We start from the raw sequence: 25,572 nt of genomic DNA on the forward strand, positions 1-25,572 counted from the left end.
CAATTCGCCCGCCCCTTGAGTAAAGAGGAGAAGCGCGTGTTGGCCAGTCTCGGTTTGGATGAATCGGTTTACCTCGGTTTGGATGAATCGGTTTACCTCGGCTAACTGAATCGACTTGCCTCAGCGATGGTGTTGCTTCTGAAGCCATCGCTACACGCGTTTAACGGCTTGCTGACCCCCAAAAAAGCCATTCGCTACCACATGATCAGGGTGCGGAATGTGAGTTTTCATGTTTTCCTCTTTCGGGCGCTTGTCATCGTTATCAAAAACAAATATACCACTACCTGTAATTTTTGGCAGTGGCAAAGTAGTTTTTATTCATTTTCTCCTCGTCGTGTACATGTCAGTTATAATTTATTTTCATATTCATCAAGACTAGATCCATTTTTCAACTTCCATTCTTTTCTTCCATTCATGGAACTATTTCGTACAATTGCTGCAGCAGCTGACGGAGATTTAAAGTCAATATTTTTAACAAGTTCATAGAAACTTTCGCTATCAGTCGATTTAAAATAGTCAGCCTTTTCAAGTTCTTTTCTTAGCTTAGAATAATTATGAGAACTAAAACTAGTAACCTTTTCAGTTTTCACAAAAGAGCCTTCTAATAGTGTGTATACATTCTCTGTTATTGCTAATTTCGCTTCTCTACTTTTTTCTCCCTTCATTCCGGGGACACTTAAATAAAAAATATCTTGGTCATTTGTTACAGAAGAATGGTCTTGAGTTGTTCTCGTTTTAGTAAAATCGATAATACCTAGCTGATTTAACATAAAAATCATGTTATCCATAAAATCAAGCATGTCATCACGATCTGAAACGGGTAATTTAGAACCGGTTGGGGTCTGAAAATTATCTAAATCTATAGTGGTTTGATTTTTCTTTAATAATTCATACAGTCCTTTTTCAAGAAATCTAACATGCGACTTTGTTAAGTTTGAATCCTTACTGATAAAGATTACAAGATCGCTCCACCAGTCTTTTGTTTTTATATGTTCGGTTATTCGTTTATTAACTTCATCTGCCTCACCAACATATATTCGTTTTTGTAAAGAATCTTCAACTTCAGATATTAAGAAATATACTCCCGGAACCGATAGTTCTTCTATTTCTTGAATCAATTTTACATGCTTTCGTGTACCTATAAATGATTTTCCTGTCCAATTACTTAATTCTGCTGTCTTTAGATTCTTATACATTTCTCCCATTATGTATAACTTAATGGTTTTTCCCCTCATAATATCTCCTTTACTTGTAACAGTTAGATCTTTTATGACAAGAGGCTTAATAACTGGGGGCCTAAGTAAATATCGCTTATCTTTCCTATGTGTTACCAATACAACTCCAAGAAAATCATTCTAATGGTAAAGTGAAAGCATATAGCTCTCCTTGCTGGTCTAAATATTCCAAAGTCTTCGTAATATCAACTTCGCTTAGCGTTTGATTAATAATGAGATGACGTATATTCATTCCAGGCGGTTCCAAATTCGAACAGTTAAAATGGTGGACTAATTTCTCCGGGGTCGTTAGCAGACACCATCGTCTTTCATCATTGCTGAACGTAATGGTGATTTCCAATAAATCAAATTTCGCGGGATTTTCATCATCAAACTGCCATTTGACCATGACAGGCTCTACTTGACCGTCCAGATTAAACAACCGTTGGTTTACCCAGATGAGCCTTCCATGGTTTCCTTTTATCCTGATGTTATGGCCATTGTAATCCACAACTTCATATTGTTTTCCTCTGGATATTGCATGTCCATACACACCAACACTGGAACAAGTCACTATGGTTCCCTTCATGTGTTCTCCTGTTCATTTGAACAATAAACAATCTATCTTACTTTAATATTATTGGCAATAATCCCCAATAACACTTTCCGCACCGTGCGCAGCTCCCAGCGCGCGGTGTTTCGCTGCATGACGGCGGTCGGTCGACCAAAGCTGGGTCTTGTGTTATCTGGGCTTTTTCTTCTATGCGTTCTTCATTATTTTTTCATGATCAGGTTCATATTCAATCAAGTCAGAGAGCTTGCAGTTAAATGTATCGCAAAGTTTAAATAATGTTTCCAGCTTTGTCGTTTCTATATTCGTTTCTCGATATAACTTATTGATTGAATTTCTACTTAGTCCTGAGCGGTTCATTAGTTCTGTAATATCATCAATTCGATGTTGAGCCATCAATGTTCTGATATTGCATTTTAACAAATTGTTTCCCTCCTAAGGCTACTATACTATCCTGCAAACAGAAATATATTTCAAACATCCGTAAATTAACCCTATAAGGTTAAAAAAATAACTTTATAAATGAACTCAAGAAGGTATAAAATAACCCTGTAAGGTTAAATAAGGGGGTGAGTAAAAAATTATGATTAATTCTATTGAAGTCTTGATAGAACCTCTTGTTCGCACACGATTAAAATCACTTTATAATGAACTTTTGAAAAGCAACCCCCACTATGCACAACTAGCAATCGAACGTGACCAATATTTTAAACAATTACTTGATTCGATTCCCGGGGACCTGGAACATACTTTATTTCTACATAAAGATGCTCAAATATCCCTGCAAAATATCCAGGAAGTCAAACTATACTTACAAGGCTTTAAAGATGCTTTGTATCTTAATAGTGAAATAAATCTATGAAACACAATTTATAAGATCCAGATGGCTCTTTCTATCTAGCTCTTTTATATCAAGAGTATCGCATGATTGTCTACTATATGATGTTCGCGAATCGTATATAAGTAATAGCTCATTTCAACCTCTTTGCCATAAATACGATGTTATCGATTTCCTGAAATCCATTCTTCAGATAAAATTGCTCGGCTGGAATTCCCCGGCTTGTCAGTAGGGCAATGTTTTGAATCCCTTCCTCCGCTAAAATCTGATCCAAATAGGCAAACATATTTGTTCCGATTCCGGTCCGTTCTGTATCCGCTCGCACGCACATTTCATGGATAAAAAATTCAGTACCCTTCCACCACTGCCTGCTTGCTCCAAAAATAAACCCGTGAATGACGCTATCCTTTTCCGCTACAACACCTTTAAAGCCAGGGGTATGAATAAAGTCCTTCAAGTAGAATTCAGCCCAGCCCTCTCCTTCGTCCATTGATCGTGCCAAGGCGGGCCATTAAAAACATCAACAAACAAACTCAGGCACTGCTCCAAATTGTGAGGATGAAAAACTTTTATATCCATTTGAATCATCTCTTTCATTTGCCAGATGTATTCATTATCGGTCTATCTCTTGCAATGGACTTTTCTTCCATGGAAAATAGGTCAGTATTTTATGTTCATTCTCGTCCAGTCCCTCATGAAACATATGCATATGCGGGTCTGGCTGAATTAAAGGCTTGTCGTATTCCTCAAACCCAAGTGGGTGAAGCAGAGCTTTGAACGCGTCTACATTTCCATAAGCCAAAATAAAATTGTCTTCATCAAACAAAAAATACGTCAGCTTCTCATCCGACGAACGAATTACAAGTCTATGCCGGCTATCATATTCCAAAAAGGTTTGAAAGGACTCCAGAAACACTTGTAACTCATTAAAAGACAGGCCTTCCATTTTGTAACGCGCTTCTTCATGATTGCATCTGGAACTTCTCAAAATATAAAACATTGCATACGGGGCTGTGCTTGACTGCAACAGCACTTTCAATACTTCGATTGCCTGATCATTGGGCCAAATTACGAGTCTGGAGAACTTTTCGAAGTCCTGCTGGATATATACGAATTTCTCGGCATAATCGATAAATTCCCCGATACATTCAGAATCATCGAAAAAAACGAATTTTTGATTCATTGTTCCATCCCCTTCAAGCTTATTGCTTCCAACTCATGGATATATTGCTGCGTATTAAAATAAAACGGTCCGATATGAGTTAATTTCACATCATCATTAACCATACTAATGTGTTGACTGTCACCTTGAATGATCCAAATCTATCCCCCTATCTTATCACGCTCCTCCAAATCATGGTAAATAAAATAAAAAAGTCCGGCGAAGTTCATTACCTTCACCGGACTTTCAATCGTGCTCTGAATAGTTTGATTGAGTCTATCTCTCCTGCGGACACCAATGAATCAGAGCCACCGGATGGGTCATTCCGTTTTTGCGTGTTACCGGGAACGTCCGGAATTCATGGGCAATTCCCAGCTCATGCAAAATATCCGACATCACGACTGCGCGTTCCCGCTCCGTCGTAACCCCTTCAGTCGTAACCGACAGCGGGCCGGCAAAAGGCCGTTCCATCGATTGCACGAGAAAAATATGGCGCTTCGCGGCCCCGTTCATTTTCAGCAGGCTTTCCTTCATGTCCCGGATACGGTATACCGCATTGGCACTGAACAGAACGTCCGCCTGGGGCGGCTCAGCCGTCTCCCATTTGGAATGGATATGCGCCGGCAGCGGATACCCGGTTGCCGACCAATTGTGCCGGAATTCCTGGAACATGGCCGCCGACGGTTCGACGAGGGTAATCGTCTTCACATGCGGGGCAAGCAGCACAGTAAAGCCGCCGGTGCCCGGCCCCATCTCCAGAAGCCGATCCGCCGGATCCAGCTTCGATATCATTTGCTGCATTAATTCACCGGTGTACGGCGCCAGAGGATTACGCTCGTCGTAGAAGGATGCGTTCTCCTGCCAATAGTTCTCTTCCTCGGCATCGCTGCCGGTCCGTGCATCCCGCACCCCCGCCTGCTCCCAGGCTTGTATCCAGAACTCGGACGCTGTGAGCGCGGAGCCTGTCACAGGTTGACTGGTCATCGCCGATCCCTCCCTTCATTTGTTCGCTTCTAGCGGATACGCCCTGAAAGCCCGAACCAGCCGCTTCGTATAGGCATGCTTCGGCGCCTCCATTATCGCCTCACTGGAGCCAAGCTCCACAATTCGGCCCTGATGCATGACGGCGGTCTGCTGGCTGAAATGCCGTACCAGCTCCATATCGTGAGAAATTAGCAGAAACGAGATGCCCCGCTGCCGCTGAATTTGCTTGAGCACCTCCATCACCTGAGCCTGTACGGACACATCCAGCATGGAGGTCGGCTCATCCAGCACAAGCAATTTCGGATTCATCGTCAGCGCGCGGGCGATCACGACACGCTGTATTTGCCCCCCGCTAACCTGATGCGGATACCGGTGCAAAATATCCGTGCTCAGGCCCACCTGCTCCAGAAGCGCAGCCGCCAGCTCGGTCCCCGCTTCCTTATCCGCCAGTCGGTGCAGCAGAAGCGGCTCGATCAGGCTCTGAAGCATCGTCATCCGGGGATGCAATGCGGCATCGGGATGCTGGAATATAAGCTGCAGCTGTGGCCGAAGCGGGCGCAGCTGTGCGGTGGTGTAGGCGGTGATATCCTGACCGCCGAACCAGATTTTACCGGCATCGGCCGGGATCAGCTTCAGGACAAGCCGGGACAGCGTAGACTTCCCGCAGCCGCTCTCGCCTACCAAACCAAGCGTCCTGCCTTCCGGAATGGCAAACGAAACGTCCTGCACCGCCTCGGTCCGGCTGCGGTTCAGCCAGCCGCCGCGAAATGTTTTGCTCAAGCCCTCCACCCGAATCATGAAACGATGCACCTCACAGTCCGTTCGTCCGCTTGCTGCAGGGGCGGCTTCTGAACCGCGCATACCGCCTGCCGCTTCGTACAGCGGGGATAGAAGCTGCAGCCGGTCTGTTCCTCCAGCAGGCTTGGCGCTGAGCCTGGAATCGGGATCATTCCCGCCCCCGGCATAGAGCGCAGCAAGCCTTGGGTATACGGATGCTTCGGATCGCCCAGCACCAGGCTCGCCGGACCGAGCTCCACCAGCTGTCCCGCATACATGACACCGATTATATCGCACAGAGCCCGGGCAACATGGAGATCATGGGTAATCACGATCATGCCCGCTCCCGTCTGCTTGGCCGCCCGGTGCAGCAGCCCGATCACCTGATTGCGCACGAGAGCGTCAAGCCCCTTCGTCGGCTCATCGGCAATCAGCAGCGAAGGCGTTCCAGCAGTGCCGATGGCCGTCAAGATACGCTGCTTCATTCCGCCGCTCAGCTCGAAGGGATACTTGCGCAGCTTCTCTTCCGGCTCCGGCATATCCATCCGCCTGAGCAGCTCCGCCGCCTTGGCGCGCCTGGCCTTGGGCGAAACCAGCCCTTGAACGGCTTCAGCAATCTGATAGCCGACACGCAGCACCGGATTGAGCGATGTCGCCGGATTTTGCGGGATAAAGGCAATTTCCCGGCCGCGCAAGCGCCGCATCGCTTCGTCATCCAGTCCGGTCAGCTGCTCGCCCTTGAACAAAATAGATCCGGAAACCTTGGCATTGGAAGGCAGCAGCCGCGGAATAGACAGACCCAGTACGGATTTGCCGCTGCCCGTCTCTCCGATAAGGCCTGCAATTTGACCCTCCTCCACATCCAGAGCCGCATCGTCAACGGCCCGTACAACGCCGTTCCCGGTCCGAAACTGCACACTGACGTGCTGAATGGATAAAAGCTTGCCTGGCACAGGCTGTCCCTCCTTCCGTCTGCTTGGTCACGACAGCCAGGTTTTGTCCTGGGTCAGCTTGGAATCGAACGCGTCCCGCAGCGCATCCCCAAGTAAATTCATGGACAAGGCTACTGCAGCAATGCACAGCCCCGGCGCCACAATGAGATGAAGATGGCTTCGAAAATAAGATCGCGCATCGCTGACCATCACCCCCCAATCGGGTGCGGGCGGCTGCAAGCCGAGCCCGAGAAAGCTAAGAGAGGCGATAGACAAAATAACCCGGCCCAGCCGAATCGTAAACAAAACAAGAAGCGGTCCGATCATATTCGGGAGCACATATTTGCAAATAATATACGGATGCCCGGCACCGACAGCGCGAATGCCCTCGATATAGCTCTCCTCGCGAATTTTCATCGCTTCGCCGCGCACAACCCGGGAGAAATCCGCCCAGGAGGTGAAGATAAGCGCGATAAACAAGCTTTTGGTGCCCGGGCCAAGCGTGCCGGCAATCGCCAGCATCAAGCTTAAGCTCGGCAGGCCTTGAAACATGCTGATAAAGCTCTGCAGCCATTCATCGACTCGGCCGCCGAAATAACCGGCCGCCGTTCCAATAACGATGCCTATCAGCATCGTTGTCGCCGTTACAGCCGCCGCCAGTACAATGGATATACGGCCGCCGTACAGCAGCCTGCTGAACACATCTCGCCCGAGTGTATCTGTCCCCAGCAGATGGGTAGCCGACATCGGGGCAAGCCGCTCGGACATCTTCACCTGCACCGGATCATAGGGAGCAAGCCATGGTGCCAGCAGGCTGCAGAATAGAACAACCGCCAGCACTCCCACAGCAATACAGCCCGAAATATTCAGCGCCCGCCCCAGTCCTCTCAGCCGATCGGTGAGGGGAAGCCGTTCTCCCGTACGACGCACGATCATTTCAGCTTCCCTCCCAGCTTCATCTGCGGATGTATAAAACGGTAGGAGATGTCTGTCAGCAGATTAAACAGCACATACACCGCTCCTGTAAAAACAACGTAGCCTTGAATCACCGGATAATCCCGGCGGTAAATGCCTTCCACGGCGAATCTGCCAATCCCCGGCAGCGCAAAAATAACCTCGACAATTACAGAACCGCCGAGAATCGAACCGAAATACGTCCCGATCACTGTTACAAGCGGAATAAGCGCATTACGGATCGCATGGCGCAGCACAATGCTCCGCTCTCGCAGGCCTTTGGCTTTGGCGGTCAACATATAGCTCTGGTTCATGACCTCCAGCAGGGATGCCCGGGTCAAGCGCATCAGAATCGCGCTCGTTCCGGCGGCCAGCACGATAGCGGGCATAATCAGATGCTTCCAGGTGCCGTAGCCGCTCGTGGGCAGCAGTTGGAGCTTCTCCGAGAACAGCGTAATCAGCATAATAGCCAGCCAGAAGCCGGGAATGGAGACAACGGTCAATGCTATGGCCCTGCCCGCATGATCCAGCCAGCTGCTGCGCCTCAGCGCCATCAGCATCCCGAGCGGAATGCCCGTCCCTGCAGCGAAAACAACCGCCAATACCGCCACCGAAAGTGTAACCGGCAGGCGGCGGGCAATCTCGCCGCTTACCGAGTCCTTTGTCATATAAGAGGTGCCAAGGTCACCCTGTACCGCCCGGAGAAGCCAGCGGCCGTATTGAACCGGCAGCGGATCGTTCAGGCCGAGCTCGGCCCGCTTGGCATCAATCTCTTCCTGCGTCGGCTCTCTGACCCCGCTCATGCTTAGCGACTCTACCGCCGGATCGCCTGGGGAGATGACGCTTAAAACAAATGCAATCATCGAGATGCCCAGCAGAACCGGAATCGCAGCGGCAATTCTGCGGAGGAGGTACGCCATTTTACTTCGCCCACTCCAGCTGCGAAAGGGTTGTTCCGTAAATCGTCGCCTGATAGCCTTTAATTTTTTTGTTATACGCAATCAGGCTGGCATCGTTAAACAGTGCAATTGTCGGCAAATCGTCGGCCGAAATTTGCTGCAGCTCATCGTACAGTTTCTTGCGCTCGTCCATGTCCAGCACGCCCGCAAGCTGCTTCACCAGCTCATCGGCATGCGGATTGCTATAGCCAAGGCCGTACGTTTTGTTGCTGGAGCCTTCACTGGACAAATAGTTGGTCAAAATCGTGTACGGATCGCCGTTCGGCAAGCCTTGAGTGCTCAGCGCCAGATTGTAATGGCCCTTGGCCTGCGCGTCCTTGAAGGCGGCGCTGTCCAAAATCCGAATCTCTACATCCAGACCAAGCTCCTTGAATTCCGCCTGCAGCAGCTCAGCCTGCGCCTTGTACGGATAACGGTCCAGACCATAGGTAGGCACGAGCAGATCGACCTTTTCCCGTTTGCCGCCCAGCACCTCGGCCGCCAGACGCTTCGCCTCCGTCACATTGTATTCGACCGGAATATCTTTATAAAAAGGCGACGTAACGTTCAGCAGATTCACTGTCGGCGTCGGATAACCAAGATACAGCTCCTTCACCAGCTGCTGGCGGTCAATAGCGAGACTGAGTGCTCTGCGCATCCTCACATCGTCAAAAGGAGCTTTTCGCCCGTTAACCTGAATATAGTGGGAAATCGTAGATTTGGTCGCTGACAGCTCAAAGCTCGGGTCCTTAACCAGCTCCTTGGCCAGAGCCGGAGGAATAGCCCCAATATCCATAACCCCCATAATTTCACCGGATTTCAGCGCAGACAAGCGGGTATCCGGATCAGGAATGACACGGACGCGGATACGCTTCGTTTTCGCTTTTTCCCCGTAATAGCCGTCGTAGGCTTCCAGCAAGGAATATTGGTCCTTTTGGTGCTCGATCAGCTTGAACGGTCCCGTGCCCTGCGGCAGCCCGTTGAAGTCGCCTTGGGCGTCAAAGTTTTTCGGGCTGTACATCGGGCTTGCAAAATTGACCATCGAATACGGCAGCGTCGGCTGCGGATTATCGAATACAAGCTGGAACGTCAAATCATCGACCTTCACCACATCCTTCAGGCTCGGATAGGTGCTTTTCATGTTCAATGTATAAAAAGGCGAGGTTTTCGGGCTGACCTGCTTGTACCGGTTGAAGTTCGCAAGGACCGCGTCCGCGTTGAATTTCTCCCCGTCATGGAACGTGACATGTTCCTGCAGCTTGAAGGTCCAGGTTTTGCCGTCCTCCGACATGCTCCAGGACTTGGCCAGCTTCGGCGCCGGCTTGCCGTCTTCGCCGGATGTAATCAGCGGCTCCCATACGTACAGAATCGAGCTTGTATAATAAGCGTCCTTCGGCCCTGGGGCGAGATCGCGGTGAGCAGCCAGAACAACCTCCTCCGGCTGCCGGGACGCCGTTCCCGTCTGCTGCGGATCACCCGCCTGCGGAGCAGCGCTGCTGCAGCCGAAGACAATCATCATTATGCACGTCCATAGAACAACCAGCGCCGCCGGTTTCAAAATGTGTGACATGACCAGATTTCTCATGTTTCCCTCTCTCTTGTCCGTTGCTCGAACATATTATTCGTAATTATTACGATTAACAATATACCAAATTGGGCTTGCTTTGAAAAGCACCTTTGCTCTTATTGCTCTTATTGCTCTATTGCTTATTGCTCTCTTTCTTTATTTCAATTCGTTTGATTCGTGCCGCGTTCATCTCTTCCGCTTAATCCCCGTCAAATTGCAGGACAGCTTCGCTTCTGGCGGCAGCAAAAAAGACATCTCTCCCCCTCCGCATGAAAAAGGTAAAGATGCCCATAGGTTTACTATGCCCCTGTGGCCGTCCTAACACCTCCCTATCTCCCGTAGGTAACGCAGTGCTGTCGAAACAGGCAGGTCTCCTGACTTAAGCGTCATCATTGCAGGCTGTCTTCCCGGCCGCTCAGGCCAGTGACGTCTATTGCTGCAACTCTGCTAATACAGTGGCGGGACCGTGTCGGCATTGCACCGAGCTTCCCTTTTAAGCTTGTGCCGAAGCAGCCCTTCGGCGAAACAAGCACCTGTTTCCGTTATTCGATTGTCCTACATCCTTCGTTAATCATAAACGAACCTCCAGGATTCGGCAAGAAATTACAGCCGAAAATGTGATTTTCGGTGGAATTCGGCAAAATAACAAGATATTATTTACCTGAATGTACTAATTTGACCCTCGAACGAGCTATACTAGAGCTGGACACTTTTTTTTGCAGAAGCAGCATTGCTGCTCTAACCATTACTTGTATGATTAAAGGTGGAACTGTCATGGCCAAAAAAGAAACAAAGCATATCGCCACCCTGTCCTTAGGTGTCATGGCCGCGGGGTTCGCGGCAACCATTCCGCTGCAGGATGCAGCTTGGGGAAGGCTGCTGCAGAGCGGCTTTGAGGCCGGACTGGTCGGCGGGCTGGCCGACTGGTTCGCCGTCACCGCCCTGTTCCGCCACCCGCTGAACATTCCGATCCCGCATACCCGCCTGCTGCCCAAGAACCGGGACAAGCTCACGGATGCGCTCGTCTCCGCGCTGGAGACCCATCTGCTCAACAAGACAAGCATCGAGGACAAAATCCGCCAGCTTCAGCTTACGTCCCGCTTGCTGGATACAGCCGAGACGGAGCTGCAGAAGGACAGCGTGAAGGCCGGTATCCGGTCTTTTCTGAAGCATACTGTGGACAGCATCTCAGCGGATGCTTGTGCGGGCTGGCTGCAGAAAGAGCTCGCGGCGCTTATCCGGTCTGTAGAGCTGAGCGGCACCGTCGATTGGATGGCCAGGGAGCTGGTGAACCGCCGGGTCGAGGAATCCGTCCTGGACTTTGCAGCCGATAAGGCGGCGCAGTGGGTGCTTCGCGAGCAGGTTCGCTTGTCGCTGGGCCGGATGGCGATCCAGGCCATTGAGCGGCTGGAGCTGAGCGGGATGATGGCATTTGCCGTGAACGCGTTTGTCGGCTTTATGAACGAGGAGAAGCTGGGCGGCATCCTGCAAAATCTGATTCTCTCCACCCTGAATGATCTCCGAACACCCGGTCATCCCGGGAGAACCCACATGCTGGATGCGATTCGGACCGAGCTTGCGGCGCTGGGCTCCAATCCGAACGTAAACAGCCACCTGGAGCAATGGCGGGAGAAGCTGATTGAGAGCTTCATTACGGAAGAGAAGCTTGCCCGTGTTCTAAACGTGATCAAGGAACTGCTGATGGAGTGGATTGAGCAGCCGGAATTTGCGGACACAATCATCGTCCCTTTCTTATCCGGGCTTATCGAGAAGGCTAGAAACAACCCGGAACGGCTGCAAGCCGCGGATCAATGGCTCGTCGCCAAAATCATGGGCTTTATGGAGCGCAATTATTCCAAAATCGGCGATTTGGCCCGCGAGAACATTTCCAAGCTGGATGATGAAGCATTAATCGAGCTGATTGAAGACAAGGCCGGCAAGGATTTGCAGTGGATTCGGGTAAACGGAGCGATCTGCGGCTTCCTGATTGGTCTGGTGCTCTACGGGGTGAAGGCGCTCTTCTAGGAACCGGTTGCATCCGGGATTTCGAGCTCGCTCCATTCATAAGTAAATGAAACGCACAGCTTCCCTTCTTTGGGTCAGCTGTGCGTTTTATTGTTACTGAAGCGCGTGCGCGCGCCAACTCTAACAGCGATTCGCCTAAGCAACATTGGCGCTTGACGTTTAATCAACATTGATTTATATTATTTACATACCCATACGGGTATATGTACAATGAGGCTGATTGGAGGTCTATGGATGGAAATTGGCAGCAGCTACTGCCGTATGAAGCAAAAGAGTTGATGAATACTAGTTACTGAGCGAAATAATGAGCTGGATTACAATAATTCTTACATTCAACAGGATACGTAAAAACATTAATTTGGCGGAATGAATCATCGGGCTGAAGAACTGAAGAAATTGCTCAAGGAGGGGTTAGTTCATGGCTATCAAAGTAGACAAAGTGTTGGACGCAAAGGGTCTTGCTTGTCCGATGCCCATTGTCAAGACAAAGAAAGCTCTAGAAGAACTTGCAGCTGGTCAAGTTCTTGAAGTTGAGGCTACGGACAAAGGCTCGTTAGCCGACATTCAAAGCTGGGCCAAAACAACGGGGCATCAATATCTTGGCTCCAATCAAGAGGGAAACGTGCTTCATCATTTTGTACGGAAATCCGATCCTTCCGAGGTTAAAGAGGAGCGCAAATACCCTCATACGATAACAAATGAAGAGCTGGAGCAACAAATAAAGGAAAATCCTGCTATGAAGCTTCTTGATGTGCGGGAACCCGCGGAATTTGCCTTTTCTAGAATACCAGGTGCTGTTTCTATACCGCTTGGAGAGCTGGAGCAACGTGTAAATGAACTGAATCACGAAGATGATATTCACGTTATTTGCCGTACTGGAAATAGAAGTGATATGGCTGCTCAGCTTTTAAGCCGCAAAGGCTTTAAGAATGTTAAAAACGTTGTCGCCGGAATGTCCGAATGGAAAGGTCCCATTGAAAAAGAATAAAAGTTTTTGTTGAGGGTTCAGATTCTGAAGCATCTACTATCCGGGGAGGGAAATCCTAATGACAGCAGCCGAACTAAAGGGAATTACTGCAGGGGAATTAACCAAAAAAATAATTAATAAGAATGAACTGTTTATCCTGGATGTGCGCAATGACAGCGATTTTCAAGATTGGAGGATTGAAGGTACGAATATTGAGATGATCAATGCTCCTTATTTTGACCTTATTGACGGTGTAGATGCCATTATAGATAAAATCCCGGATGATAAAGAAGTAGTGGTTGTTTGTGCAAAAGAAGGTTCATCCCTATTTGTAGCAGAACAGCTGGTTGAACAGGGAAAGCATCATGTTTCCTACCTTGTCGGAGGCATGAAGGCCTGGAGCGAGCATTTGGAGCCAGTTCTGGCGGGCGATTTAAAGGACAGCGGCGCGATTTACCAATTTGTACGCATTGGCAAAGGTTGTCTGTCTTATATGATAGTCTCCGGCGGTGAAGCCGCCGTTATTGATACATTGCGTATGACAGAAGTCATGGAGGATTTTGCAAGAGAGAAAAACGCGGTTATTAAGCACACACTCGATACCCATCTTCACGCTGATCATATATCTGGTGGTTTAAAATTAGCCCAACGCACAGGTGCAGCGTATTGGCTTCCACCAAAAGACGCTGATGAAGTTGTCTTTAGCTATAACAAGCTGGAGGAACATGCAGAGATTACTGTTGGCAATACCAGTATTCATATTCAACCGATTTATTCACCAGGACACACAATCGGCAGTACTTCATTGCTTGTAGACAATCAGTATTTGCTCTCTGGCGATATTCTGTTTGTTCAGTCCATTGGAAGACCCGATTTAGCTGGAAAAGCCGAGGACTGGGTAAGCGACCTTCGCGATACGTTATACAACCGGTATAAGCAATTGCCTGAAGATTTAATTGTCCTTCCTGCTCACTTTGGCAAAGCGACAGAATTAGGGGAAGGCGGTAAAGTGTCTGCACGATTGGGTGATTTGTTTAAAGAAAATCCAGGCTTGAATATGGAGAATGAGCTGGAGTTTAGAAAAGCTGTAACCGAGAATTTGCCTCCTCAGCCAAATGCATATCAGGAAATAAGACAAGTGAATATGGGCAAAATGACACCAACCGATGAGGAGCAGCGTGATATGGAAATAGGTCCTAACCGTTGTGCCATTCACGATAAATAATAAGGGGGTTTCTTAAATGCAAAGCCATATTACTGTAGATACCAAGGGAATGGCATGTCCTATGCCAATTGTAAAAGCAAAGAAGGCGCTGGATTCATTGGAATCAGGCCAACTGATGGAGGTTTTATCAACCGATAAAGGCTCGGTGAACGACTTTCAAGCATGGGTAAAGCAAACAAACCACGAGCTTATTAAGCACGAAGAAGACAATGGCGTATACAAATTTTTAGTAAGAAAGAAATAATGCATAGGAGCGAACACTTCGCGTGTTCGCTTAGTAATTTTGTGTATAGATTATTCCGGCACCAAGATCACAGCAGGCTTCTTCTTCATGATTTGCTTCAATTGGAATTCTGCCAAGGAGGAGGAGGATTTTATGGAGGCATTACTAGAGGTAACAATGCTTGTTCTTGGATTAACCGGCTCATTCTTTTCGGGTTTACTCGGAATTGGAGGAGCAATCATAAATTACCCGCTATTATTATTCGTACCGTCTAATCTTGGGGTTGCTTCGTTCACAGCGCAAGAAGTGTCAGCGATAAGTATGTTTCAAGTATTTTTTGCATCCCTGGCGGGAATGCTAGCCTATCGTAAGAAACAGCAATCGGGCTCCTCTTCCATTCATAAAGGACTCGTTATCTATATGGGCAGCAGTATTTTGTTCGGCAGCTTGATTGGCGGTATCGGTTCAAACTATATTTCAAGCCAGGCCATTAATATATTGTACGGTGTTCTAGCTATTGCTGCAGTCATTTTGATGCTTATACCGAATCGTGAAGAAAAGAAAGAAGAGCGTGGAGAGCTTCATTTTAATAGATGGATCGCTGTTTCATCCTCGTTTGTTGTTGGAATTGTATCGGGTATTGTCGGTGCTGGCGGTGCTTTCATTTTAATTCCATTGATGTTGACAGTTTTGAAAATACCGATAAGAACAACGATTGCCTCGTCTCTTGCCATCGTTTTTATATCCGCCGTTGGCGGTGTGGCCGGCAAGGTATCTGCAGGACCGATTCCTCTCGTACCTACGCTATTTGTCATTCTGGGCAGCCTGATCGGCGCGCCATTAGGCTCAAACATAAGTTCAAGAATCCATACAGGCGTATTACGTTATGGTTTAGTGATCCTCATTGCAGCAACAGCAGTGAAGATTTGGTCTTCCGTATTGTAAGAAATGGATGAATTTGAATCATTGTCGTATATATTTTTTTGTCTTATGATATACCCATACACGTATGGGTAAAAAAGATGGGAGAGATGATCCTATGGAAAATCAAAAGCAAAAAACAACAATCGTTTTATTTAGCGGTGAGATGGATAAAGCAATAGCTGCTTTTATTATTGCAAACGGGGCAGCTGCTTATGACCACGAAGTAACCATTTTCTTTACGTTCTGGGGTCTGAATACCATGAGAAAGGATGAAGTGGTTAAAGTAAAAAAAGGATTCCTCGAAAAAGCGTTTGGTTGGATGATGCCGCGGGGACCTAAAAAGCTAGGCTTATCCAAGATGAATTTTATGGGAATGGGTCCTAAAATGATTCAGCACGTAATGAAAAAGCACAATGCGCTTACCTTGCCGCAACTGATCGAGTTAGCCCAAGAGCAAGGAGTAAAGCTTGTCGCCTGCACAATGACAATGGACTTATTGGGATTACAGCAGGAAGAGCTTATAGATGGTCTCGAATATGCAGGGGTAGCTGGATATTTGGGCGATGCTACAGATGCAAAAGTTAATTTATTTATCTAATATCGGTTTTTGTCTATAATACCTGTATACTGTATAGGTAATCAAAATGAAAGGACGTCGATTTCAATGGGATACCATTACAATGATGATATAAAAAAACGTTTGAAACGTATTGAAGGACAAGCCCGTGGAGTTCTCCGATTAATGGATGAAGAGAAGCCGTGTAAGGAAGTTATTGCTCAACTCTCGGCAATCCGCAATGCAGCTGATAAGGCCATTGCTCAAATTGTGGCAGAAAATCTTCAACAATGTATTATCGAAGCGCAGGCATCTGGCGAAGATTCAAATAAACTTGTTCAAGAAGCCATCGAATTGTTAGTCAAAAGCCGTTAATCATAAGGAAAATGATAACAATGGCTTCAAAGCTGGATTGCAAGGTTTCCCTTCCAGCGAGCAAGATAGCCGGATTTGTTCCCCATTACTTCACATAACGGGAAACAAATCCGGCTACCTCTCGATCGTACCCCTCCCGGTCAACCCTACGGGCCAAGCCGTGCCCCGCCCCCGGCACGATAAATAGCTGCTTGTGGCGGGGACCGTTCTCGAGCAGCTCATACACCATACTCGTCGGCACGAACGTATCTGCGCCGCCATGAATAAACAGCATGGGAAGCTTCGTTTTCCTCACCTGCTTCAGCGCCGAAGCTTCTCCAAAGAAATACCCCGCGCGAATTTTGGCGAGCAGGCTTGTAACTTGAATGAGCGGAAACGGCGGAAAACGGGGGAAATCATGGTGCTGACGACAATTATGCTGCTGCTTGCTGCTGTGCTAATCCTGGCGATAATCTCAGCCAGCTTTTATTTCTATTGCTATTGCAAAGCCCCCTGACTTCCAAATGAATCCGCCCCTTTTAAGCTTCGCTGTCGCTTAATAAATTTTACAAGATCTGTATTCTTATCGTTCCGCATCGAGCCGGTATCTATCCGAAAAACGGTCTATGAAGGCGCGAATCGAAGCATTTCGCCCATGATAAAATGTGCTGCTATACCTGCATTTCCGGTGTGTAAAAGGTTGCGCTTGATTTAAATACGATATATCGTTTATATTAACGATATATCGTATTTGTATTTTTTATCAATCATTACAGGGGTGAGGCTTATGAAATTTAATGGAGGCACCAACCCGCTCCGCTCGGAAGTTCCTCCGCTGCGCAAGGACAGCATGAAGGCGATGTATGCCCATCTGTTCTCGCTGGTCCGTTCCCGCTGGCTGCTGATGGCGGCGGCGGTTGCAAGCATGTCTGTCATTTCCCTTTTGGAATTCGCCATTCCCCAGCTGACGCAATATACCATTGACCAGGTCATTCCCCAGAAGCAGTATTCCAGCCTGGTTTGGATCGGACTCGGCATTATCGGCGTAGCCGGGCTGCTCGGGCTGTTTAATTTCATCAGCGGCTATTGCATGACCTGGCTGGGGCAGAGCGCTATCTTCACCCTGCGCAACGATTTGTTCCGTCATATTCAATCGCTGGATATGAAATTTTTCGATCGGAACCGGACCGGCGATTTAATGTCCCGGGTCACCAATGACGTCAATATGCTCCAGCAGCTCGTGACCTCGGGTATGGTGCAAATCGTGACCGAGCTGTTCACTTTTTTAGCGATTGCCTCCTACATGCTCTATGTAGATTGGCAAATGACACTGCTCCTGCTGTGTACGCTGCCGGTGACGTACTATGTATCCCGTTCCTTCGGCAAAAGGATGCGTTCCAATTTCAAGGCTGTGCAGGAATCCGTCGCGGAGGTCAGTAATCACCTTCAGGATTCCCTCTCCGGAATCCGCCTTATCAAGTCCTTCGGGAACGAGGAAGGCTCCAGCGAGCAGTTCCTGACCCGCAGCCGCAAAAATATGCGCGCCAGTCTCAAAGCCTTCCGGCTGCGTTCGATTTTTGAGCCCGTTGTCGATTTGCTGAACTATTTGGGCATGGTCATTGTGCTCGTATTCGGCGCATGGAAGGCCATTCAGGGGGAATTCACGGTCGGGGCGATTGCCGCCTTTCTTGCCTATCTGCGTCTATTGCAAAGCCCAATCCGCCAGTTCAGCCGCACGATGACGTTAATCCAGCAGTCCTCGGCCGCCTACGAACGGATTAGTGAAATTCTCCATACGAAGCCGGAAATTACAGAGCACCCGGATGCAGTTGAGCTTTCATCGGTTCAAGGGCATTTGAAGTTTCACGGTGTCGATTTTGCCTATCAGGACGATGCCCCCGTACTGCGAAACCTTGATTTGGACATCAGCCCGGGGAAAATTACCGCTCTTGTCGGCTCCTCCGGCGCGGGCAAATCGACCGTCACGCATCTGATTGCCCGGTTTTATGAGCCGCAGGCGGGACATATTACACTCGACGGCATTGATGTAAGGGATATTTCGTTCGCTTCCCTGCGCGGGAATATGGGAATCGTCTCGCAGGATGTCATTCTGCTGAACGGCACCATTCGTGAAAATATCGCTTTCGGCAAGCCCGAAGCCACGGAGGCGGAAATCGAGGCGGCTGCAAGGGCCGCGAACGCCCACAGCTTCATCCTCCAGCTTCCGGACAGCTACGATGCCCAAGTCGGCGAGCGGGGTGTCAAGCTGTCCGGCGGGCAAAAGCAGCGGCTGTCCATTGCCCGCGCCCTGCTATGCAGCCCCCGGATCATCATTCTGGATGAGGCCACCTCAGCCCTGGATACCGAATCCGAGCATCTCATTCAGGAAGCGCTTTCCGCTCTGCTGACCGGACGGACCTGTATCGTGATTGCCCATCGCCTCTCCACTATCCAGAAAGCCGACCGGATTGTCGTTATGGAGCAGGGCACGGTGCTGGAGCAGGGCACGCATGAACAGCTGCTGGCGATTAACGGCCGCTACAAGCAGCTTCATGACCTGCAGTTCCCTCAATCCGGGCCAAGCGAAGCATCGGAGCCGCCGCAGCGGCAGGCAGCGGGCGTCCGGCACAAGCCCGGAGCCGGGCGGATGATGGAGCTGACTTAAAACACTTAACAGGCAAGCTTAAGTGGCGGCTGTAATTCGTAACCCGCATCGGTTCAAAAACTATTCACGCCAGCTGACTGATGAACCGGCGATATGGCGCCATTCACACACGAGCCCCCGCTGCCGCGGAGCAACCGCGGAACAGCAGGGGCTTATTTTTACAAAACCTATACTGCCTGCCGGCACCGGACCACCCGCTTGTGAGATAATGCTTCATCAAGAATAAAGCATCACACAGCCGCTTCATGAATCCGTCGTCTGGGGGATCGGCTTAAAAAACAACGTGGCATTGAAGTATTTTTTGGCCAGTGCATGGAAAAAGGCGGTCTGAATCGAAATCGTGGCGATTACAAGCACATTCCGCAGCGCTTCGGCCTGCTCCTTCGACAAATGCGGCAGCTTCTCCGCAGCCCGGTCGGCGAACGCCCGAATCACATTCTCCGTCACATTATCCTGCTTCCGGCCGCCGATGACATGGCCGACCGTATCCATCAGCTGGTCGTTATTTGCATCCAGCTCCTCGAACATGAAGGAATACGATGCATACAGCTCCATCGGCCCAATCAGATCATCGTGATCGGTTTCCGGCTTGTTGAACAAAATTTCAAACAGCTTCCCAATTGAATGGAAATCCAGGTTGGATTTCAAATCATTTATAATGTACAGCAGGGCCGCTTGATTCAGCGAATACTTCTTCCCCAGCTTCGGACAATCGAAATACGGCTTGAAATCCCGTTTGACCCAGTTCTGCATCGAAGTAATAGACAGGTTGGAATATTCAATCAGCTGTCCCAAAGCGGCAATCTCCTGTAAGGAGAAGCCCTTGACTTCAATGCCCTTCATCAATTTCTCCAGTATCGGCGGCACATCGGTAGCCAAAAATACCGGCAGCGTCGTCCCGGCCTCACACGCCTGGCGATGCGATTTGTTCCAGGCTTCCTGCAAAACCTGCAGCGGCTTCTGGCTGTGGCGCCCATCCAGGGCCAGCAGCAGACAGGCCATTTCCTTACGGGTAAGTGTAAAAGATTCCATACACGCTACCTCCTTCCAACACAAGACCAATTCATATGAACACATCATACGCTCTCGATATGACGTTGTAAAGACAAGATATCCGGTAATAACAGGCTTCCAGCGTTCATTTTCCCGTCATAATCGCGCTTGTCAGCCGCTATGCTTAGAATAGGAGCATTGCAATTCATCAGTCAGGTTCATTATAATAGTTCATAAGAACTTAAAATCCAAAAAGAAGGATCGTGAGATGCCCAATGGGTATAGGCTTAAGTCTGTTTATGATTGCTGTATTAATTGCATTAACCGCTTTTTTCGTGGCGACGGAGTTTGCCATTATCCGGCTTCGTTCCAGCCGTGTCGATCAGTTAGTGCTCGAAGGCAGGAAGAACGCTCTGGCCGTTCAAAAAGTAACCAGCAATCTGGACGGATATTTGTCTGCATGTCAGCTTGGAATTACCATCACCGCGCTCGGACTCGGTTGGCTTGGCGAACCGACGGTAGAGCTGCTGCTTTTGCCCTTATTTGAGAAATTCGGCGTAAACAGCGACATCAGTCATATTTTATCCTTTGTGCTTGCCTTTGTTTCCGTTACTTTTCTACATGTCGTCGTAGGTGAGCTGGCCCCGAAATCATGGGCAATTCAAAAAGCGGAATTTCTCAGCTTCCTGACTGCCAAACCGATTATCGCGTTTTACAAAATCATGTATCCGTTCATCTGGCTGTTAAACGGGTCGGCCAATGCCTTAATCCGGCTGTTCGGCCTGAAGCCCGCTACTGAGCATGAAGAAGCCCACTCGGAGGAAGAAATCCGCATTATTCTGAATGAAAGCTACCAGAGCGGAAAAATCAACAACACGGAATATGGCTACGTGAGCCGGATTTTTGCCTTTGACGAGATGCATGCAAAGGAAATCATGGTTCCCCGGACAGATATGATTTGCTTATATACAACGAAATCACTGCAAGAAAACATGGACATTATCCGTAAAGAACAATATACACGCTTCCCGGTCGCCGCTGACAGCAAAGACAACATCGTCGGCATGATCAACACGAAGCAGCTATTTCTGGAATACCAGGACAACCGCGAGTTTGACTTCAAAAAGCTGATCCACCCGGTATTGACGGTCCCTGAAGGAATGCCAGTCAAGTCCTTGCTCAAGCGGATGCAGCAGGAACGGGTTCATATCGCCATTCTGGTCGATGAATACGGCGGTACGTCCGGTCTGTTGACCATCGAGGATATTCTTGAAGAGATTGTCGGTGAAATCCGTGACGAATTCGATGCCGATGAACGCAAAGACGTCGAGAAGCTGGCGGAAAACTGCTATCTGCTTAACGGTAAGGTTTCCCTGCATGAAGTCAGTGACTTAACCGGTATCGATTTCCAAGACATTGAAGTGGATACGGTTGGAGGCTGGTTATACAGCCAAATCCAGGAACCGAAGAACGGCAAGGAATTCGTTCATGAGAATTTACGCTTCATCGTGCGCGATGTCAGCAAGCACCGGATTAAATCGGTTGAATTGATTTTAGAAACACAGGAGCAAGCCTTAGAGATTGAAAGTGCGTAGCTCCCCTTCAGGCTCCACGTGGCACGTGGCGCCTGAATTTTTTGTTTCGTCGGCAAGTGCTCGTCTGCCTTCTGCACTGCGGCCCGATGGCGACATGCCTGCGCATGTGGCCATCGGGCCGCCGTCATGCAGTGAACCACCGCGCGCTGGAGCTGCGCGCGGTGCGGAAAGGAGGCGTCGTCTGCCAGCGCGCGAATCCCAAGCGCGCGTGGCGACACTGCGTGGCGGGCGGTCGAACCTCAACACTTCAACTGCTGCCGCTGACAATCCTGCATCATCCCGCTAAGGGTAACTGGACATTAAAAGCCGCCGGACGCGCTATTCAAGCGCAGCCGGCGGCTTTGTTGTTTTTAGATATAGGGGAAAGACGTGTCTTTCCTTATTTCACGATGCTGTGTACAGGGTGGCCGAGCGCCACTTCAGCAGCTTCCATGACGATTTCGCCCAAGGTCGGATGACCGTGAATAGTCAATGCGATATCTTCCAGCGTTGCGCCCATCTCGATACCAAGACCAAGCTCCGCGATCAGGTTCGATGCTTCCGCGCCAACGATTTGGCAGCCGATAACCAGGTTCGTCTCTTTGTCCGCAACAAGCTTCACGAACCCGTCTCCGGCGTTCAGGGAAACCGCACGGCCGTTCACCGCATAGTTGAACTTGCCTGTAACGACCTCGCGGCCTTGTGCTTTCGCTTCTGTCTCGCTGAGGCCTACGCTTGCGATCTCCGGATCGGAGAATACGACAGCCGGCATCACTTTGTAATCGACAGCGCTAGGCAGGCCCGCGATTGCTTCTGCAGCAACCTTACCTTCGTACGAAGCCTTGTGCGCGAGCGCAAGACCTGGAACAATGTCGCCGATAGCATAAATGTTCGGTACGCTTGTGCGTCCTTGATGATCCACTTCGATCAGGCCGCGATCCGTCATTTTGACTCCGGCTGCTTCCAGTCCCAGCTCATCCGTATTCGGACGGCGTCCGACGGTTACAAGCACATAATCGGCTGTAACCTTCTTCTCTTCGCCTTTGACGGTGTAAGTGACAGTTACGCTGTCTTCGGTTTGCTCAGCGCCTTGAGCCAGTGCCTCTGTCTCGATATCAACATCCGTTTTCTTCAGGTTGCGTGTTACGAAACGGGTCAGTTCCGCCTCAAAGCCCGGCAGGATGGAAGCCGAACCTTCGAGAATTGTAACCTTGGTACCGAATTTGGAGAACGTTTGACCAAGCTCGACACCGATGTAGCCGCCGCCGATAACGACCATGCTCTTCGGAATTTCCTGCAGCGCCAGCGCGCCGGTCGAAGAAATGATACGTTTGCCGAACGGGAATGCTTTCAGCTCAATCGGACGGGAGCCTGTAGCGATAATGCAGTGATTGAATTTGTAGCCAACGCCTTCTGTTTCCGTCATGACGCGGACTTCGTTCTCCGAGGTGAAAATCGCCTCGCCCACTGCGCGGGTTACTTTATTGCCTTTGAGCAGCTGGGCCACGCCGCCGGACATTTTGCTGACGACGGTGCCTTTCCACTCTTGAACCTTGCTGAAATCAACCGAAACATTGTCAGCGGAAATCCCGATAGCGGAAGCATGCTGAACCGTTTCATATTGATGCGCGGCCGAGATCAGGGCTTTGGACGGGATGCAGCCTACGTTCAAGCATACGCCGCCGATGTCGCCCTTCTCTACGATAACGACCGATTTGCCGAGCTGTGCGGCCCGGATAGCGGCAACGTAGCCGCCGGGACCGGAGCCGATAACGATAACATCAACCTCTTGCGTCAAACTTCCTACGACCATGTGTTACACCTCCATGACGAGAAGCTGCGGGTCAGCCAGCAGTTCTTTGATGTAGTTCAGGGCGTTTTGTGCTGTTGCTCCGTCGATGAGACGGTGATCGAAGCTGAGAGACAGGCTCATTACGTTGCCAATTACGATTTCGCCGTTTTTGACAACCGGCTTTTGTGTGATGCGGCCAGTTCCGAGAATCGCAACTTCCGGGAAGTTGATGACCGGAGTGAAGAACATACCGCCGGCGGAACCGATGTTGGTAATGGAAATCGTGCTGCCCTTCAGCTCGTTAGGCGCCAGCTTGCCGTCGCGGCCGCGGGTAGCCAGGTCTTTAATTTCCGAAGCGATGCTCCAGATGCTCTTGCGGTCTGCGTCGAACACAACCGGCACGATGAGGCCGTTATCTGTGTCGGCAGCGATACCGATATTGTAGTACTTTTTGTACACGATTTCGTTGTTTGCTTCATCCAGCATTGCGTTGAGAATCGGGTATTGACGAACCGCTGCGATCAGCGCTTTTACGATGAACGGCAGGTAGGTCAGCTTGATGCCCTTTTTGTCCATCATCGGCTTGGACTTCTCGCGCAGCTTGATGAGGTCAGTAACGTCCACTTCGTCCATCAAGGTCACGTGCGGTGCAGTGTAGACCGATTTAACCATCGCATTGGCAATCGCTTTGCGGATGCCTTTGAACGGCACGCGCTCTTCTACGCGGTCGCCGGAAACGACGGCCTTCGCTGCAGGAGCTGCAGTTGCAGCCGGTGCTGCCGCTTCAGCCGGAGCCGCTGCTTGTCCGCCGCCAGCCAGGAATGCCAGCACGTCATCACGGGTAACCTGACCATGACGGCCGGTTCCAGACACGAGCGAGATGGCAACGCCTTTGTCGCGGGCCAGCTTGCGCACGCTTGGCGTAGCAAGCACCTTGCGGTCTGCTGCTGCAGTCGACGCGCTTGCGCCTGCCGCTTCAGCGGCAGGCTGTGCCGCCGGGGCCGCTTGCGCCGCTGCAGGCGCAGCTTGCGCAGGAGCGGCCGGCGCTGCGGCCGGTGCTTCCGCATGGCCATGCGAAGCCTGCTCCGGCATGTCGCCTTCCACTTCGAAGCTGACGAGCGGCTGGTCCACGTGACATACGGTTCCTTCCGCTACAGCAAGCTCCAATACTTTGCCGTTGACCGGAGATGGAATCTCCACGACGGCTTTATCATTTTGAACCTCCATGATGATTTGGTCTTCCTTGACCACATCACCCGGTTTAATATGCCATTTGACGACTTCCCCTTCGTGCATGCCCTCGCCAAGCTCGGGGAGTCCGAATACGAATTTGCCCACGCTGTTCACGCTCCTCGATTAAAAGTCCAGCACTTTGTTCAGTGCGGCAACGATTTTGGTCGTGTTCGGAATCCACTCATGCTCGATGAGCGGGAATGCAACGACGGTATCCGGTCCGGTTACGCGCAGCACCGGCGCTTCCAGGCTAAGAATCGCGTGCTCGTTGATTTGAGCGATGACTTCCGCGGCAACGCCTGCGGATTTTTGCGCTTCTTGTACGACAATTGCACGGTTTGTTTTCTCAACCGAAGCGACAACGGTGTTGATATCAATCGGGCTGATGGTACGCAGGTCAATCACTTCAACCTGTACGCCGCGTGCTTTCTCAAGCTCTTCGGCAGCTTTCAGGGACGCATGAACCATAGCGCCGTAAGTAATAATCGTGACATCTTTACCTTCGCGGACGACGTTGGCTTTGCCCAGCGGAATCGTATAGTCGCCTTCCGGTACTTCTTGACGGAATGCACGGTATAAATTCAGGTGTTCCATGAAGAACACAGGGTCATTATCACGAATGGAGGACAACAGCAGGCCCTTTGCATCGTATGGATTGGACGGAACGACAACCTTGATCCCCGGAGTTTGGCACATCAGGCCCTCCAGCGGGTCAGAGTGAAGCTCGGGCGCTTTTACGCCGCCGCCGAACGGGGTGCGGAACGTAATCGGGCTGTTGTAGCGCCCGCCGGAACGCCAGCGCATACGAGGCGCTTGAATGGCGATGGAATCAAGTGCTTCAAAGATGAAGCCGACGAATTGAATCTCTGCAATCGGACGGTAGCCTGTCAGGCCAAGACCAATTGCCAAACCGCCGATACCGGACTCCGCCAGCGGTGTATCGAATACGCGGTCAACGCCGAATTCCTTTTGCAGTCCTTCGGTAATCCGGAATACCCCGCCGTTGTTACCTACGTCTTCACCAAAAATAAGAACGTTCTCGTCACGCTTGAGCTCCAGACGCATTGCGTCGGTCAGCGCTTGAGCCATGGTCCACTGTGCCAT

At 49.9% G+C, this 25,572-nt stretch carries 26 protein-coding genes and 1 riboswitch; of the genes, 10 read left to right on the plus strand and 16 right to left on the minus strand.

What is annotated here, in order from left to right; all coding sequences use genetic code 11:
• Positions 1 to 347: 347 nt before the first annotated feature.
• The 3 genes from WBG83_RS12695 to WBG83_RS12705 form a co-directional block, all read right to left on the minus strand.
• Positions 348 to 1,235 (minus strand): GIY-YIG nuclease family protein, encoded by an 888-nt coding sequence (locus WBG83_RS12695; protein ID WP_336745439.1) that lies wholly within the window; start codon positions 1,233 to 1,235, stop codon positions 348 to 350.
• A gap of 115 nt (positions 1,236 to 1,350) precedes the next feature.
• Entirely contained in the window at positions 1,351 to 1,803 is a 453-nt protein-coding gene (locus WBG83_RS12700) for a hypothetical protein (protein ID WP_336745440.1), read from the minus strand.
• 171 nt (positions 1,804 to 1,974) lie between these two features.
• Positions 1,975 to 2,208, minus strand: a complete 234-nt coding sequence (locus WBG83_RS12705) for a helix-turn-helix domain-containing protein (protein ID WP_336745441.1) — start codon at positions 2,206 to 2,208, stop codon at positions 1,975 to 1,977.
• A gap of 160 nt (positions 2,209 to 2,368) precedes the next feature.
• Here WBG83_RS12705 and WBG83_RS12710 point away from each other — a divergent pair, with 160 nt between their 5' ends.
• Positions 2,369 to 2,647, plus strand: a complete 279-nt coding sequence (locus tag WBG83_RS12710; RefSeq protein ID WP_336745442.1) for a hypothetical protein — start codon at positions 2,369 to 2,371, stop codon at positions 2,645 to 2,647.
• Positions 2,648 to 2,756: 109 nt separating this feature from the next.
• On the opposite strand, the gene WBG83_RS12715 is transcribed toward WBG83_RS12710, so the two are convergent.
• The 8 genes from WBG83_RS12715 to WBG83_RS12750 all read right to left on the minus strand — a co-directional run bounded on the left by WBG83_RS12715 (position 2,757) and on the right by WBG83_RS12750 (position 9,955).
• Positions 2,757 to 3,125 (minus strand): GNAT family N-acetyltransferase, encoded by a 369-nt coding sequence (locus WBG83_RS12715; protein WP_336745443.1) that lies wholly within the window; start codon positions 3,123 to 3,125, stop codon positions 2,757 to 2,759.
• A gap of 111 nt (positions 3,126 to 3,236) precedes the next feature.
• Positions 3,237 to 3,806, minus strand: a complete 570-nt coding sequence (locus WBG83_RS12720; protein WP_336745444.1) for a hypothetical protein — start codon at positions 3,804 to 3,806, stop codon at positions 3,237 to 3,239.
• Positions 3,807 to 4,061: 255 nt separating this feature from the next.
• Positions 4,062 to 4,769, minus strand: a complete 708-nt coding sequence (locus tag WBG83_RS12725) for a class I SAM-dependent methyltransferase (protein WP_336745445.1) — start codon at positions 4,767 to 4,769, stop codon at positions 4,062 to 4,064.
• 15 nt (positions 4,770 to 4,784) lie between these two features.
• Positions 4,785 to 5,567: an ABC transporter ATP-binding protein gene (locus WBG83_RS12730; protein ID WP_336745446.1), complete on the minus strand. Its 783-nt coding sequence runs from the start codon at positions 5,565 to 5,567 to the stop codon at positions 4,785 to 4,787.
• A complete protein-coding gene (locus WBG83_RS12735; protein ID WP_336745448.1) occupies positions 5,564 to 6,499 on the minus strand; it encodes an ABC transporter ATP-binding protein in 936 nt (311 codons plus the stop codon). The genes WBG83_RS12730 and WBG83_RS12735 overlap by 4 nt, the downstream gene beginning before the upstream one ends.
• 27 nt (positions 6,500 to 6,526) lie before the next feature.
• Complete coding sequence (locus tag WBG83_RS12740) at positions 6,527 to 7,414, minus strand: ABC transporter permease (RefSeq protein ID WP_336745449.1); 888 nt, start codon at positions 7,412 to 7,414, stop codon at positions 6,527 to 6,529.
• Positions 7,411 to 8,352: a nickel ABC transporter permease gene (gene nikB, locus WBG83_RS12745; protein WP_336745450.1), complete on the minus strand. Its 942-nt coding sequence runs from the start codon at positions 8,350 to 8,352 to the stop codon at positions 7,411 to 7,413. The genes WBG83_RS12740 and nikB overlap by 4 nt, the downstream gene beginning before the upstream one ends.
• A gap of 1 nt (position 8,353) precedes the next feature.
• A complete protein-coding gene (locus WBG83_RS12750) occupies positions 8,354 to 9,955 on the minus strand; it encodes an ABC transporter substrate-binding protein (protein ID WP_336745451.1) in 1,602 nt (533 codons plus the stop codon).
• Between the two features lie 329 nt (positions 9,956 to 10,284).
• A riboswitch (cobalamin riboswitch) is annotated at positions 10,285 to 10,489 on the minus strand.
• Positions 10,490 to 10,711: 222 nt separating this feature from the next.
• On the opposite strand from WBG83_RS12750, the gene WBG83_RS12755 reads away from it, so the two are divergent.
• The 7 genes from WBG83_RS12755 to WBG83_RS12785 all read left to right on the plus strand — a co-directional run bounded on the left by WBG83_RS12755 (position 10,712) and on the right by WBG83_RS12785 (position 16,232).
• Positions 10,712 to 11,962, plus strand: a complete 1,251-nt coding sequence (locus WBG83_RS12755; RefSeq protein WP_336745452.1) for a DUF445 domain-containing protein — start codon at positions 10,712 to 10,714, stop codon at positions 11,960 to 11,962.
• A 418-nt stretch (positions 11,963 to 12,380) separates the two neighbouring features.
• The gene (locus WBG83_RS12760; RefSeq protein WP_336745453.1) at positions 12,381 to 12,950 is read left to right on the plus strand and encodes a sulfurtransferase TusA family protein; all 570 of its coding nucleotides are present in this window, start codon (positions 12,381 to 12,383) and stop codon (positions 12,948 to 12,950) included.
• A 58-nt stretch (positions 12,951 to 13,008) separates the two neighbouring features.
• Positions 13,009 to 14,154, plus strand: coding sequence for an MBL fold metallo-hydrolase (locus WBG83_RS12765; RefSeq protein ID WP_336745454.1), 1,146 nt, complete (start codon positions 13,009 to 13,011; stop codon positions 14,152 to 14,154).
• Positions 14,155 to 14,170: 16 nt separating this feature from the next.
• Positions 14,171 to 14,398 carry a sulfurtransferase TusA family protein gene (locus WBG83_RS12770; protein ID WP_336745455.1) on the plus strand — a complete coding sequence of 76 codons (228 nt, stop codon included), beginning with the start codon at positions 14,171 to 14,173 and terminating at the stop codon, positions 14,396 to 14,398.
• Between the two features lie 132 nt (positions 14,399 to 14,530).
• A complete protein-coding gene (locus WBG83_RS12775; RefSeq protein WP_336745456.1) occupies positions 14,531 to 15,322 on the plus strand; it encodes a sulfite exporter TauE/SafE family protein in 792 nt (263 codons plus the stop codon).
• Between the two features lie 94 nt (positions 15,323 to 15,416).
• Positions 15,417 to 15,899 carry a DsrE/DsrF/DrsH-like family protein gene (locus tag WBG83_RS12780; RefSeq protein WP_336745457.1) on the plus strand — a complete coding sequence of 161 codons (483 nt, stop codon included), beginning with the start codon at positions 15,417 to 15,419 and terminating at the stop codon, positions 15,897 to 15,899.
• A gap of 66 nt (positions 15,900 to 15,965) precedes the next feature.
• On the plus strand, positions 15,966 to 16,232 hold the full coding sequence (locus WBG83_RS12785) for a metal-sensitive transcriptional regulator (protein WP_336745458.1): 267 nt from the start codon (positions 15,966 to 15,968) through the stop codon (positions 16,230 to 16,232).
• Between the two features lie 85 nt (positions 16,233 to 16,317).
• Here the strand turns inward: WBG83_RS12785 and WBG83_RS12790 are convergent, their stop codons facing one another.
• Positions 16,318 to 16,599, minus strand: coding sequence for a serine aminopeptidase domain-containing protein (locus tag WBG83_RS12790; RefSeq protein WP_336745546.1), 282 nt, complete (start codon positions 16,597 to 16,599; stop codon positions 16,318 to 16,320).
• Positions 16,600 to 16,998: 399 nt separating this feature from the next.
• Here WBG83_RS12790 and WBG83_RS12795 point away from each other — a divergent pair, with 399 nt between their 5' ends.
• On the plus strand, positions 16,999 to 18,876 hold the full coding sequence (locus tag WBG83_RS12795) for an ABC transporter ATP-binding protein (RefSeq protein ID WP_336745459.1): 1,878 nt from the start codon (positions 16,999 to 17,001) through the stop codon (positions 18,874 to 18,876).
• 243 nt (positions 18,877 to 19,119) lie between these two features.
• Here WBG83_RS12795 and WBG83_RS12800 read toward each other — a convergent pair whose 3' ends face one another.
• Positions 19,120 to 19,908 (minus strand): DUF1836 domain-containing protein, encoded by a 789-nt coding sequence (locus WBG83_RS12800; protein WP_336745460.1) that lies wholly within the window; start codon positions 19,906 to 19,908, stop codon positions 19,120 to 19,122.
• 236 nt (positions 19,909 to 20,144) lie between these two features.
• On the opposite strand from WBG83_RS12800, the gene WBG83_RS12805 reads away from it, so the two are divergent.
• Positions 20,145 to 21,464, plus strand: a complete 1,320-nt coding sequence (locus WBG83_RS12805) for a hemolysin family protein (RefSeq protein WP_336745461.1) — start codon at positions 20,145 to 20,147, stop codon at positions 21,462 to 21,464.
• A gap of 379 nt (positions 21,465 to 21,843) precedes the next feature.
• On the opposite strand, the gene lpdA is transcribed toward WBG83_RS12805, so the two are convergent.
• The 3 genes from lpdA to WBG83_RS12820 are packed head-to-tail and all read right to left on the minus strand — an operon-like array spanning position 21,844 to position 25,572.
• Positions 21,844 to 23,256 carry a dihydrolipoyl dehydrogenase gene (lpdA, locus tag WBG83_RS12810; protein ID WP_336745463.1) on the minus strand — a complete coding sequence of 471 codons (1,413 nt, stop codon included), beginning with the start codon at positions 23,254 to 23,256 and terminating at the stop codon, positions 21,844 to 21,846.
• Between the two features lie 3 nt (positions 23,257 to 23,259).
• Positions 23,260 to 24,573 (minus strand): dihydrolipoamide acetyltransferase family protein, encoded by a 1,314-nt coding sequence (locus WBG83_RS12815; RefSeq protein WP_336745464.1) that lies wholly within the window; start codon positions 24,571 to 24,573, stop codon positions 23,260 to 23,262.
• Between the two features lie 18 nt (positions 24,574 to 24,591).
• Positions 24,592 to 25,572, minus strand: coding sequence for an alpha-ketoacid dehydrogenase subunit beta (locus tag WBG83_RS12820; protein ID WP_336745465.1), 981 nt, complete (start codon positions 25,570 to 25,572; stop codon positions 24,592 to 24,594).

Source organism: Paenibacillus sp. y28, assembly GCF_037137075.1.
In the GTDB taxonomy this organism is placed as follows: domain Bacteria; phylum Bacillota; class Bacilli; order Paenibacillales; family NBRC-103111; genus JBBBNV01.